The organism is Enterobacter cloacae complex sp. IR5384 (assembly GCF_049237265.1).
Lineage (GTDB): Bacteria > Pseudomonadota > Gammaproteobacteria > Enterobacterales > Enterobacteriaceae > Enterobacter > Enterobacter cloacae.
Genome location: NZ_JBMKHJ010000024.1, coordinates 1 through 12,780 on the forward strand (window position 1 = coordinate 1; position 12,780 = coordinate 12,780).

The window sequence follows — 12,780 nt, forward strand, 5'->3', positions numbered from 1 at the left end:
CTCGCATCCCAGGGCATAAGCGACTCCATAAACGGGTTCTTATGCCTTAGTTGTAAGTGTCTACCATGTCCCCGAACAAGTGTTCACTATGTCCCCGGACCGTACAGAGGGAGAGGGCTGGGGTGAGGGGGAACATTTGGCTGTAGAGGTCATTCCGTTCACTTTATGTTCCTTGCTACTCTGTAACGGCATGACTTGTGAACGTGCCAGGGCGGCTCAGTCGCCACCGCCCTGGCGACCCGGGCTCCCGGCGGTAAATCGCCGCTTCGCGGTGCCTTCGGCTTATTCCTTCCGGCTTATCGGGGACGGGCGGATGTAACGTCCCTGTAAAGCCGCCCTCTCGGCGCATCCATGCGCCTCGCCCCGGCCTGCAGGAAACGCCTCAGCGATTTACAGCCGGACCAGGGCATCGCTGAATGCTCTCAGTTATTCTGAGAGCAGCGTTATCGCTTATGGTTAAAAAATTACTGGGGATCCCTCAGCCCTGTGGGAGAGGGTTAGGGTGAGGGCACCAGACCGCACCATCCCCTAAACCGCACAATCCATCACCCAACAATCCCCCATCCTTCACAATCATTGGTTATTATTGTTTCCGGAAAAATAATCACTTAACTAATGATTTCTGAAACCCATGACAAAAACATCTCAGGGGCTTAGCCCCGCGCTTATTCTTTTAATGTCCGTGGCAACGGGTCTGGCGGTCGCCAGTAACTACTACGCTCAACCTCTGCTCGATACCATCGCCCGGGCGTTTAACCTTTCTGCCAGCTCGGCAGGCTTTATTGTCACCGCCGCGCAGCTCGGCTATGCCGCCGGGCTGCTGTTCCTGGTGCCGCTCGGCGACATGTTTGAGCGCCGGATGCTGATTGTCTCCATGACCCTGCTGGCCGCAGGCGGCATGCTGATCACCGCCAGCAGCCACTCTTTAACAATGATGATTATCGGCACCGCGCTGACGGGTCTGTTCTCCGTGGTGGCGCAAATTCTGGTTCCACTGGCCGCCACCCTCGCCGCACCGGAAAAGCGCGGCAAAGTGGTGGGCACTATCATGAGCGGCCTGCTGCTGGGGATACTGCTGGCACGTACCGTAGCAGGTCTGCTGGCCAGCCTTGGCGGCTGGCGTACCGTCTACTGGGTGGCAAGCGTGCTGATGGTGGTGATGGCGCTCGCGCTCTGGCGCGGCTTGCCGAAGGTGAAGCAGGAAAATCACCTGAACTATCCTCAGCTTCTGGCCTCCGTGTTCAGCCTCTTTACCCGGGATAAACTCCTGCGCACCCGCGCGCTGCTGGGATGTTTCACCTTCGCCAACTTCAGCATCCTATGGACGTCGATGGCCTTTCTGCTGGCCGCACCGCCATTTAACTATTCCGAAGGGGTGATTGGTCTGTTTGGTCTGGCCGGTGCGGCGGGGGCGCTCGGCGCGCGTCCGGCAGGCGGGCTGGCCGATAAGGGCAAATCTCACATGACCACCAGCGCGGGACTGGTGCTGCTTCTGCTCTCCTGGGCGGCCATCTGGTACGGTCATACCTCCGTGCTGGCGCTGATCGTCGGCATTCTGGTGCTCGACCTCACCGTACAGGGCGTGCATATCACTAACCAGACCGTGATTTACCGCGTGAAGCCAGACGCGCGAAACCGTCTTACTGCCGGGTACATGACCAGCTACTTCATCGGCGGTGCTGCGGGCTCGTTAATTTCCGCCTCGGCGTGGCAGCATGGCGGGTGGACAGGCGTGTGCGCGACAGGAGCCGTTGTCGCCGCGCTAAACCTGGTAGTATGGTGGCGCGGATACCATCGTCAGGAAGCCATTCACTAAGTTTTACATAGCTTTGGGCCTCTTAGGGTGTAAAGGGGCCCCTCACTCTGTTAATGTAAACGTAATCATTTATCCCAGAAATTTTAATGTGGGTGACATATTTTCAAACGGCATGAATAGTTCAGACCCCTGTCCTCACATCCTCTCTTCCGCGGGTTCATCCCTCTCTCTTTCTGTGCTCACCGGGTCACGGACTCACCCGGCGCTTTCTGATAGTGACATTAGTTTGGCGGATTTAACCGCACAAATAATTCATTTACATTATTTGTCACTGTCGTTACTATATCGGCTGTAATTAATGAGGTTATGCCCAAATGGATAGTTCGTTTACGCCCATTGAACAAATGCTTAAATTCCGCGCCAGTCGTCATGAGGACTTTCCGTATCAGGAAATCCTGCTGACCCGCCTGTGCATGCACATGCAGGGGAAACTGCTGGATAATCGTAATAAGATGCTGAAAGCTCAGGGGATTAACGAGACGTTATTTATGGCGTTGATTACGCTGGAGTCTCAGGAAAACCACAGTATTCAGCCGTCTGAGCTGAGCTGCGCGCTGGGTTCGTCCCGTACGAACGCCACCCGTATCGCTGATGAGCTGGAAAAGCGCGGCTGGATTGAACGCCGTGAAAGCGATAACGACCGCCGTTGCCTGCATCTGCAACTGACCGACAAAGGTCACCAATTCCTGCGTGAGGTGCTGCCACCTCAGCACAACTGCCTGCACAAACTCTGGTCTGTCCTCAGCACAAGCGAGCGCGACCAGCTTGAGCACATCACTCGCAAGCTGCTCACCCGTCTGGATCAGATGGATGAAGATGGCGCCATCCTTGAGGCGCTGCGCTAACGCGACGACACGCTCGAACATCCAGATTTAATAAAAGAAAACTGACAGGCCAGCACGTGACACTGCTGGCCTTTCTGACAACAGGTCGGCTCAGCCGATGTGAAAATAAGAAGATCGTGGAGAACAACAATGAGCGCAAATGCGGAGAACACAACCCCGCAGCAACCGGCCAACAAGAAAGGCAAACGTAAGAGCGCCCTTCTTCTGTTGACCTTGCTCTTTATCATTATTGCCGTGGCATATGGGATCTATTGGTTTTTAGTATTGCGTCATGCAGAAGAGACAGACGACGCATACGTGGCAGGGAATCAGGTACAAATTATGGCGCAGGTGTCGGGCAGCGTGACGAAAGTCTGGGCTGACAATACCGACTTTGTGCAAAAAGGGGATGTGCTGGTCACGCTGGATCCGACCGACGCTCAACAGGCGTTTGAAAAAGCACAGACCGCGCTGGCCTCCAGCGTGCGTCAGACCCGTCAGTTGATGATCAACAGTAAGCAACTGCAGGCCAACATCGACGTGCAGAAAACCGCACTTGCCCAGGCGCAGAGCGATTTGAACCGTCGCGTGCCGCTCGGCACCGCCAATCTGATTGGCCGTGAAGAGCTGCAGCACGCCCGCGATGCCGTTGCCAGCGCCCAGGCGCAGCTGGATGTGGCTATTCAGCAGTACAACGCTAACCAGGCGATGATTCTCGGTACCAGCCTTGAAAACCAGCCTGCGGTACAACAGGCGGCGACCGAAGTGCGTAACGCATGGCTTGCCCTGCAGCGTACCAAAATCGTCAGCCCGATGACCGGCTACGTCTCCCGTCGTTCCGTACAGCCAGGCGCGCAGATCAGCCCAACCACGCCGCTGATGGCGGTCGTGCCGGCGGACAATCTGTGGGTTGATGCGAACTTTAAAGAGACGCAGCTTGCCCATATGCGTATCGGCCAGACCGCAACTGTTATCAGCGACATTTACGGCGACGACGTGAAGTACACCGGTAAAGTAGTGGGTCTGGATATGGGTACCGGCAGCGCCTTCTCGCTGCTGCCTGCGCAAAACGCCACCGGTAACTGGATCAAAGTGGTGCAGCGTCTGCCTGTGCGTATCGAGCTTGATCCTAAACAGCTGGCAGACCATCCGCTGCGTATTGGCCTCTCCACGCTGGTGACGGTGGATACCGCTAACCGCGACGGCCAGATTCTGGCAAGCCAGGTACGTAGCACCCCGGCTTATGAAAGTAACGCCCGTGAAATTAGCCTCGATCCGGTCAACAAGCTGATCGATGACATCGTGAAGGCAAACGCCGGTTAATCCGAAGGTGAGCGTTATGCAACAGCAAAAGCCGCAAAAACCGCTGGAAGGCGCGCAGCTGGTCATTATGACCATTGCGCTGTCGCTGGCGACATTCATGCAGGTGCTGGACTCCACCATCGCAAACGTGGCGATCCCGACGATCGCCGGGAACCTTGGCTCATCATTGAGCCAGGGAACCTGGGTCATTACCTCGTTCGGGGTGGCAAACGCCATCTCCATTCCGATTACCGGCTGGCTGGCGAAGCGCGTCGGTGAGGTGAAGTTGTTCCTGTGGTCAACAGTGGCGTTTGTGCTGGCCTCCTGGGCGTGCGGGATGTCCAGCAGCCTGACGATGCTGATTTTCTTCCGCGTCATCCAGGGGATTGTCGCCGGCCCGCTGATCCCCCTTTCGCAAAGTTTGCTGCTGAGTAACTACCCGCCTGCAAAACGCTCCGTCGCGCTGGCGCTGTGGTCAATGACCGTGATCGTCGCGCCTATCTGCGGACCGATTCTCGGCGGGTACATCAGCGATAACTACCACTGGGGCTGGATCTTCTTCATCAACGTTCCGATTGGAGCGGTTGTGGTTCTGATGACGCTGCAATCCCTGCGCGGTCGTGAGACCCGTACCGAACAGCGGCGAATCGACAGCATTGGTCTGGCGCTGCTGATCCTCGGTATCGGCAGTCTGCAGATCATGCTCGACCGGGGTAAGGAGCTGGACTGGTTCAACTCGCAGGAGATCATCATCCTGACCATTGTCGCGGTGGTGTCGCTGAGCTTCCTGATTGTCTGGGAGCTGACGGACGACAACCCGATAGTCGATCTCTCGCTGTTTAAGTCGCGAAATTTCACCATCGGCTGTCTGTGTATCAGCCTCGCCTATATGCTCTACTTCGGCGCGATTGTTCTGCTGCCGCAGCTGCTGCAGGAGGTGTATGGCTATACCGCGACCTGGGCGGGTCTGGCCTCTGCGCCTGTTGGGGTGATCCCGGTGCTGCTGTCGCCGGTCATTGGCCGCTTTGCCCATAAGCTCGACATGCGCAGGCTGGTGACCTTCAGCTTCATTATGTATGCGGTGTGCTTCTACTGGCGCGCGTATACCTTTGAACCGGGGATGGACTTTGGCGCCTCTGCGTGGCCGCAGTTTATTCAGGGCTTCGCGGTAGCGTGCTTCTTTATGCCGCTGACCACCATCACGCTGTCTGGCTTACCGCCTGAGCGTCTGGCGGCCGCGTCGAGCCTGTCGAACTTTACCCGTACATTAGCGGGCTCCATCGGGACATCGATCACCACCACGCTGTGGACAAACCGGGAATCGATGCACCATGCGCAGCTGACCGAAGCGGTAAATCCGTACAACCCGAATGCGCAGCAGATGTATAGCCAGCTTCAGGGGATGGGCATGACGGAACAGCAGGCGTCCGGCTGGATTGCCCAGCAGATCACCAACCAGGGGCTGATTATCTCGGCTAACGAGATTTTCTGGATATCCGCGGGGATCTTCATCGTCCTGCTGGGGCTGGTGTGGTTTGCCAGACCGCCGTTTGGTGCCGGCGGTGGAGGGGGTGGCGCGCACTAGTCCTCTGCGTGAAATGCCCGGTGGCGCTTCGCTTACCGGGCCTACGATATGTGCACATCCGGCAGAACCCGCGCTGTTGTCCAAAACGCGACAGCAATTGTCACATCCGATAAAGCAGCGCTCCTGAAATCCATTCACGATAGTGAAAAGACTACAGGAGCGCATCATGCTGAACACACCCGCCGACAAGTACCAGCCTTATCCCGTTATTTCTCTTCCCGACCGTCGCTGGCCTGAGCAACGCATCACCCATGCCCCGCGCTGGCTCTCAACCGATTTACGTGATGGCAACCAGGCCCTGGCCGACCCCATGGACAGCACGCGCAAGCTTCAGTTCTGGGATCTGCTGTTAAGCTGCGGGTTTAAAGAGATTGAAGTTGCCTTTCCTTCTGCCTCGCAGACGGATTTCAACTTTGTTCGCCAGTTGATTGAAGAGAATCGCATCCCGGATGACGTCACAATTCAGGTATTAACCCAGGCACGGGAAGACCTGATCGTCCGCACCTTTGAATCGTTACGTGGCGCGAAACAGGCCACCGTCCATCTGTATAACGCCACCGCCCCGCTGTTTCGCCGCCTGGTATTCGGCCTGGAGAAAGCGCAAATCGTTGAGCTGGCAACACGCTCCACGCGGCTTATCCGCACGCTGTGCGAAGAGAACCCGGAGACGCGCTGGCAGTACGAATACTCCCCGGAGACCTTCTGCTTTACCGAGCCGGAGTTTGCGCTGGAGATTTGTGAAGCGGTGGCGGAGATCTGGCAGCCCTGCGCCGAACGGCCCATGGTGATCAACTTACCGGCCACCGTGGAGGTCAGCACGCCAAACGTGTATGCCGATCAGATTGAGTATTTCTGCCGCCACTTTAGCCGTCGCGCCGATGTTTGCATCAGCGTTCATCCGCATAATGACCGCGGTACCGGCGTGGCCAGCGCGGAGCTGGCGGTGATGGCGGGTGCGGACCGTGTGGAAGGCTGTCTGTTTGGCAACGGCGAACGCACGGGCAACGTCTGCCTGGTAACGCTGGCGATGAATCTCTACAGCCAGGGGATCAGCCCGAATCTCAACTTTAGCGATATGAACCGGGTGGTAGAAGTGGTGGAAGCCTGCAACCAGCTTCCGGTACACCCGCGCCATCCGTGGGCGGGACGGCTGGCCTATACCGCCTTCTCGGGCTCGCATCAGGACGCCATCAAAAAAGGCTTTGATGCCCGCAAACCGGGCGAGCGCTGGGAGATGCCGTACCTGCCCGTCGATCCGCAGGATATCGGCTGCACGTATGAAGCGGTGATCAGGGTTAACAGCCAGTCCGGGAAAAGCGGCAGCGCCTGGCTCATCGAGCAGAATCATGGTCTGAAGTTGCCCCGCGCGTTGCAGCAGGATTTTAGCCAGCATGTGCAGCAGGAGACCGATCGCCATGGTAAAGAGATGACGCAGCACGCCCTGTGGCAACTGTTTCGCAGCCGCTACGGGCTGGTCGCAGACCCACACTTTGCCCTGCAATCTTATCGCAGCGACAGTCAGCAGGACGGTCAGTTACGTTTGACGGCAAGCGTCGTGACGCAGGGCGCAACGCGCCAGCTTGAAGGCCAGGGCAACGGGCTGTTATCCGCGGCCGCCAGTGGGTTAAGCCGCTGGCTCAACACCCCGTTTGTGATTAAAGACTACCACGAACATACGCTGGGGGAGCGCAGCGACAGCCGCTCGGTGGCTTACATCCGCTGCCTGTTCCAGGACGGCAGCAGCCGTTGGGGAGTGGGCATTGACAGTGACGTGGCGCGCGCCTCGCTCCAGGCGCTGTTTAATGCGGTGAGCTGTCTTTGAAGTAATCGCTGGGGGATGTCCCCATCACCCGGCGAAACATCGCGGTAAAGGCGCTGTGGCTACCGTAGCCCAGATCCAGCGCCACGCGTAACACGGGCTGCCCCTGAGCCAGCCGTTGCAACGCCTCCAGCAGGCGCGCCCTTCTCAACCACTCCGCGTAGCGTAAACCGGTCTGCTGTTGAAAATGACGGTTCAGTGTGCGCTCGCTCATGCCTGCGCAGCTCGCCGCCTCAGTACTGCTCCAGCTTTCACCGGGTGCCTGGCGGATCCGCTGGCAAAGCTGGCGTAACGGCTCGCTTTCCGGCTCCGGCAGATGAAACGGCAGCACTGGCATCAAACGGATCTCATCCAGAATCAGCTCATACACCCGCTCGTCGCGGCTCCCCGGCGAGTAAGACTCATCAAGCAGCAGGGAAGCGAGGATCAGTTCGCGTAACAGCGACGAGATCTGCACGATCTGGCAGGTTGCAGGGAGATCGGCCCGCGCCAGCGGATCGATAAACAGCGTACGCGCCGCCACGTTGCCGGTGATGCGAAGCGAGTGTTGCGTTCCTGCTGGCAGCCAGACGCCACGGCCCGGCGGAACAACCCAACAGCCCGATGCGGTATCCACTCTTACCACCCCGCTCAGGGTGTGCAGCAGCTGGGCACAGTCGTGCTGGTGCCACGGCTCGCTGTCACCATGAACGTAATCATGGGCAAACGGAACGAGGGGACGATGGGTAAAGGAGAAGGTAGACGTTGTGGTCATGGGTTAAACAACCCTCACCCTACCCTCTCCCGGTGGGAGAGGGAAAAGGTGCACTAGATGTGCAGTTCCTGCAGTTTTTCTTTTGGCAGGGCCAGCTCTTCGTTGCTGTTGACGCGAACATCACGCTCGATGATGTGACGCGCGATCTCCTGGGCTTCTTCCAGAGAGTGCATCTGGTATGTGCCGCACTGGTAGACGTTCAGCTCGGGGATCTGGTTCTGCTCTTTTACCTTCAGCACGTCCTGCATGGCCGCTTTCCACGCATCAGCAACACGCTTCTCTTCCGGCTGGCCGATCAGGCTCATGTAAAAACCGGTACGGCAGCCCATCGGAGAAATATCGATAATCTCCACGCCGTTACCGTTCAGGTGGTCACGCATAAAACCAGCAAACAGGTGTTCCAGCGTATGAATGCCTTTCTCCGGCATCACTTCTTTATTCGGCACGCAGAAGCGCAGATCGAAAACGGTGATCGTGTCGCCGTGCGGGGTGTTCATGGTCTTCGCCACGCGGACTGCAGGTGCTTCCATACGGGTATGGTCGACAGTAAAGCTATCTAATAACGGCATACGTCACCTCCGATAGTGATTTTTTTTAAAATAAACTGAACTCTTCTACAGAATGCACGTCTGAGTATATGAAAGACGCGCATTTGTTATCATCATCCCTGAATTCAGAGATGTATATTTTGGCCACAGCGATGTGGCCTTTTTCTTTTCTGCTTAAGCCTGCTTCGCCAGAAACGCCTCAAACGACTCCGTATCCGCCGCTTCGACCTCTTTCTGACGTACGACAGACGCATCGCGCTCCGCCGCAAAATCCGCTTCGCTCAGGATCTCTAATGGCTCCTGCATCAGCATTTCACGGTACTCCGCGGAGAGTGCACGCCCTGTTCCGCCGATGCCCTGATCAATCATAGAACGCAGAATACGCGCCGAGAATGTCAGTTCCGGGTTATCAAAGCATTCCACTAACTGGTCGCAGACCTGTTGATACGCTTCGCCACCGTAAAGGCTGTCCATTGTCTGGGCAACGCGCTTCAGGTCGCGGAACAGATCTTTACCCACTTTCGGCAGTGGGAACTGCGCCGTTTCACAGCCGATACCCAACGTCAGGCCCGGTTTGCGCCCTTCCAGGATCACGCGGTTCCAGTTAGTGCGGGTACAGAGCAGTTCGTCTGAACTCATTTCCGGCGCATCGGCCAGCACACACCAGACCATAAACAGATCCAGGAAGCGAACCTGCTGCTCATCAACACCGACCGGTGAGAACGGGTTGATATCCAGTGAGCGCACTTCAATGTATTCGATCCCGCCGCGCTGCAGCGCATCCGACGGGGTTTCACCGCTGCGCGTCACGCGCTTCGGACGAATCGGTGCGTACAGTTCGTTTTCAATCTGCAGCACATTGCTGTTGATTTGCAGACGTTTGCCGTCTTTTTCGAGGCCGATTTTCTCGTACTCTTCCGACGGGGTTTTGATCGCCCGCTTCAATCCTGCCACATATTCGTGCAATTCGTTAAACGTAATACCGAGATTGCTTTGCGATTTATTGGTATAGCCAAGGTCGCTCAGACGCAGCGAGGTGGCATACGGCAGGTAGTACATTCCGCACGCGGTCTTCTCGAACGGTAGCGTCGTCGGTTTCCCCTGCAGGAACGAGGAGCATATAGCCGGAGACGCACCAAACAGGTAAGGAATAACCCAGCCAAAACGGTAATAGTTGCGGATCAGGCGGAAATAACCCGCGGAGATCGCGTCCTTATCCGTTTCACCGCATTTCGCCTGCCAGAAAGCCATCGGCAAAGAGAAGTTGTAATGTACGCCTGAGATCGTCTGCATCAACGCGCCGTAGCGGTTTTTCAGCCCCTCGCGATACAGCGTTTTCAGTCGACCGATATTCGACGTGCCGTATTGCGCCAGCTCAATCTCCTGCCCCTGCTCGATATAGCAGGGCATGCTGAGCGGCCACATACGCTCATCGCCCATATTTCGGGCGGTGTAGCGATGGATGTCGCGCAATATCGTCAGCATATGATCAATATCACCGTCCACCGGAGTGATAAATTCCAGCAGTGCTTCAGCGAAATCGGTAGTGATCCATTTATGTGTCAGCGCCGAGCCTAACGTCTTCGGGTGACCCGTCGTCGCTAAGCTGCCATCCGCGTTTACGCGCAGCGTTTCACGCTCAAGGCCACGCTGAATACCCTTCAGTGCCTGAGGGTGGTTTTCCAGCCAGGCCAGCGCCTGTGATACGTCCGGGATCAAATTGACCTCCCGCCTGTCAAAGTAATGTTACTCAGCATAATTGTAATGGTTGACGATTGAAGGTCGCGTATTCATTCCACCAATTAGTGCCACCACGTCATACCCTGTAGTGTTGCCCACGCCACAAGAACATAGCGCAACGCCTTGCCAAGGCACAAAAAAAAGAGCACCGGCCCCCAGGAGATGCGCATCCATCCCGCCAGCAGACACAGTAAATCGCCTATTACAGGCATCCAGCTTAATAACAGCGTGGCAGCGCCATAGCGTTTTAGCCAGCCGACTGCCTTTTCCTGCCAGCGCGATTTTTCACGCAGCGGAAAGAAACGCCCAAGAATAACGTTAGTCAGCCCTCCAAGGCTATTACCCATTGTTGCTATTAACACAAGCAACCAGGGCTGACTCACGCCAGACAACAGCATCGCCACCAGCACCACTTCCGAATTACCCGGTAAGAGCGTAGCACTTAAAAAACTGCTGGCGAATAATGATAAAAGTGACAGCGCGTCACTCACAGTAAGCGAACATCCACCGCATCCATTCCGGCAGCACGCGCGGCCTGAATGCCAAAGTCGGCATCTTCAAAGACAACGCATTTTGCCGCCGGCACACCCATTCGTTCTGCGCAAAGCAGGAAGGTGTCCGGTGCGGGTTTGTGATTTTTAACATGGTCGGCGGCAACCACCGCAGAAAAATAGTGGCGCAGGCCAAGATGGTTGAGCAGCGCTTCGGCGATGGTGCTTTCGCTGCCCGTGCCGACCGACATCGGGCGACGTCCGTGCCACTCTTTTACCACGTCAATAAGCGGCAGAGGACGCACGGTATCCAGCAGGATAGCTTTGACTGCATCGGTTTTTTCACGCGCGAGCTGGTGCGGATCGAGATCGGCCTGATTAAGTTCAATCACGGCCTGTGCGATACGCCAGGTAGGAGATCCGTTGAGGGCTATCATCGCCTGAAGGTCGAAGCGCATACCGTAACGTCCAAGAACGTCCGTCCAGGCCTGGCGATGCGTGGGTTCGGTATCCAGAAGCGTGCCATCCATATCGAAGATCAAACCGTCATACTGTGCGTACATCGTGCTCTCGCTAACCGATTAACAAAGGGTTACTTTATCGTAAACGGGCGTTTTTGTCGCTGACAGAGAGTGTGATTGCTGACGGAACGTCGAAGGAATAAACAAACCAGGAGAAGATGGTGCATCCGGGAGGATTCGAACCTCCGACCGCTCGGTTCGTAGCCGAGTACTCTATCCAGCTGAGCTACGGATGCATCGGGATTTACTGCTATTGCTGCTGATACTTGGTGTCACTTCAAAAGCAACACAAAGTAATAGATGGTGCATCCGGGAGGATTCGAACCTCCGACCGCTCGGTTCGTAGCCGAGTACTCTATCCAGCTGAGCTACGGATGCATCAGGGTACTGCTTTCAGAAATAGTAAATGGTGCATCCGGGAGGATTCGAACCTCCGACCGCTCGGTTCGTAGCCGAGTACTCTATCCAGCTGAGCTACGGATGCATCGGGATTTACTACTGTACTGCTCGATGTTCATATCACTTCTAAAGCAATATGAAGTAATAGATGGTGCATCCGGGAGGATTCGAACCTCCGACCGCTCGGTTCGTAGCCGAGTACTCTATCCAGCTGAGCTACGGATGCAAAATGGCGGTGAGGCGGGGATTCGAACCCCGGATGCAGCTTTTGACCGCATACTCCCTTAGCAGGGGAGCGCCTTCAGCCTCTCGGCCACCTCACCACACAACGCCTCTTTCGAGTGCTTCGAGCCACTCGTTAAGAGCTTCTCGTCGCTGCGTGGCGCATATATTACTTTCTGGGACTTATAAGTCAAACAATTTTCCAAAAGCTTTTATCGTTTGCACAAATCACAGGCAATTCGCATGTAAAAGCCGCAAAGAGAGTGTTTTATAAGCGGATTTTGCAGGCATCCTCACAGAAATCTATGAAGAGAAGCGTGTGGTTTGGACGAGATAAGCTGGCGAGAGTGGTTAAAAACAGAGCGATTGAAATCGAACGGTAACTTTAAGCAGGAAAAATAACAGGAGGGGTTGCGTCTCGCCCGACAGCGAGACGCGACAATATCAGTAACTGGACTGCTGGGATTTTTCAGCCTGGATACGCTGGTAGATCTCTTCACGGTGGACAGATACTTCTTTAGGAGCGTTAACACCAATACGTACCTGGTTACCCTTTACCCCTAAAACTGTCACGGTGACCTCATCCCCAATCATGAGGGTCTCACCAACTCGACGAGTCAGAATCAGCATTCTTTGCTCCTTGAAAGATTAAAAGAGTCGGGTCTCTTGTATCCCGGCATTATCCATCATATAACGCCAAAAAGTAAGCGATGACAAACACGTAAAGTGTAAGCAGTCACGGCATCACATTCTGTTAAA

Annotated in this window: 11 protein-coding genes and 5 tRNA genes; 5 read left to right on the forward strand and 11 right to left on the reverse strand. The window is 55.9% G+C overall.

Going from position 1 to position 12,780, the window contains the following annotated elements; genetic code table 11:
* The first annotated feature begins 631 nt into the window (after window positions 1–631).
* The 5 genes from ACOTX3_RS17655 to leuA all read left to right on the forward strand — a co-directional run bounded on the left by ACOTX3_RS17655 (window position 632) and on the right by leuA (window position 7,349).
* Window positions 632–1,816: an MFS transporter gene (locus ACOTX3_RS17655; RefSeq protein WP_013098426.1), complete on the forward strand. Its 1,185-nt coding sequence runs from the start codon at window positions 632–634 to the stop codon at window positions 1,814–1,816.
* Between the two features lie 314 nt (window positions 1,817–2,130).
* On the forward strand, window positions 2,131–2,661 hold the full coding sequence (mprA, locus tag ACOTX3_RS17660; protein WP_013098427.1) for a transcriptional repressor MprA: 531 nt from the start codon (window positions 2,131–2,133) through the stop codon (window positions 2,659–2,661).
* A gap of 129 nt (window positions 2,662–2,790) precedes the next feature.
* Entirely contained in the window at window positions 2,791–3,963 is a 1,173-nt protein-coding gene (gene emrA / locus ACOTX3_RS17665) for a multidrug efflux MFS transporter periplasmic adaptor subunit EmrA (RefSeq protein WP_013098428.1), read from the forward strand.
* Window positions 3,964–3,979: 16 nt separating this feature from the next.
* The gene (gene emrB / locus ACOTX3_RS17670) at window positions 3,980–5,527 is read left to right on the forward strand and encodes a multidrug efflux MFS transporter permease subunit EmrB (RefSeq protein WP_045901518.1); all 1,548 of its coding nucleotides are present in this window, start codon (window positions 3,980–3,982) and stop codon (window positions 5,525–5,527) included.
* Between the two features lie 166 nt (window positions 5,528–5,693).
* Entirely contained in the window at window positions 5,694–7,349 is a 1,656-nt protein-coding gene (gene leuA / locus ACOTX3_RS17675; RefSeq protein WP_058678782.1) for a 2-isopropylmalate synthase, read from the forward strand.
* Here leuA and ACOTX3_RS17680 read toward each other — a convergent pair.
* The 11 genes from ACOTX3_RS17680 to csrA all read right to left on the reverse strand — a co-directional run bounded on the left by ACOTX3_RS17680 (window position 7,327) and on the right by csrA (window position 12,651).
* Window positions 7,327–8,100 (reverse strand): AraC family transcriptional regulator, encoded by a 774-nt coding sequence (locus ACOTX3_RS17680; protein ID WP_013098431.1) that lies wholly within the window; start codon window positions 8,098–8,100, stop codon window positions 7,327–7,329. The two genes, leuA and ACOTX3_RS17680, sit on opposite strands and share 23 nt — an antisense overlap.
* A 53-nt stretch (window positions 8,101–8,153) precedes the next feature.
* Entirely contained in the window at window positions 8,154–8,669 is a 516-nt protein-coding gene (luxS, locus tag ACOTX3_RS17685; protein ID WP_013098432.1) for an S-ribosylhomocysteine lyase, read from the reverse strand.
* A gap of 153 nt (window positions 8,670–8,822) precedes the next feature.
* A complete protein-coding gene (gene gshA, locus ACOTX3_RS17690; protein ID WP_013098433.1) occupies window positions 8,823–10,367 on the reverse strand; it encodes a glutamate--cysteine ligase in 1,545 nt (514 codons plus the stop codon).
* Between the two features lie 83 nt (window positions 10,368–10,450).
* The gene (locus ACOTX3_RS17695; protein WP_014833021.1) at window positions 10,451–10,879 is read right to left on the reverse strand and encodes a YqaA family protein; all 429 of its coding nucleotides are present in this window, start codon (window positions 10,877–10,879) and stop codon (window positions 10,451–10,453) included.
* Window positions 10,876–11,442 (reverse strand): fructose-1-phosphate/6-phosphogluconate phosphatase, encoded by a 567-nt coding sequence (gene yqaB / locus ACOTX3_RS17700; RefSeq protein WP_058678783.1) that lies wholly within the window; start codon window positions 11,440–11,442, stop codon window positions 10,876–10,878. Before yqaB ends, ACOTX3_RS17695 begins: the two co-directional genes overlap by 4 nt.
* A gap of 117 nt (window positions 11,443–11,559) precedes the next feature.
* A tRNA-Arg gene (locus ACOTX3_RS17705) sits at window positions 11,560–11,636 on the reverse strand.
* A 65-nt stretch (window positions 11,637–11,701) separates the two neighbouring features.
* Window positions 11,702–11,778: transfer RNA gene (locus tag ACOTX3_RS17710), tRNA-Arg, on the reverse strand.
* A 29-nt stretch (window positions 11,779–11,807) separates the two neighbouring features.
* Window positions 11,808–11,884, reverse strand: a tRNA-Arg gene (locus tag ACOTX3_RS17715).
* A 64-nt stretch (window positions 11,885–11,948) separates the two neighbouring features.
* Window positions 11,949–12,025 (reverse strand) — tRNA-Arg (locus ACOTX3_RS17720).
* Window positions 12,026–12,029: 4 nt separating this feature from the next.
* Window positions 12,030–12,122 (reverse strand) — tRNA-Ser (locus ACOTX3_RS17725).
* Between the two features lie 343 nt (window positions 12,123–12,465).
* Window positions 12,466–12,651, reverse strand: coding sequence for a carbon storage regulator CsrA (gene csrA / locus ACOTX3_RS17730; RefSeq protein WP_000906486.1), 186 nt, complete (start codon window positions 12,649–12,651; stop codon window positions 12,466–12,468).
* Window positions 12,652–12,780 lie beyond the last annotated feature (129 nt).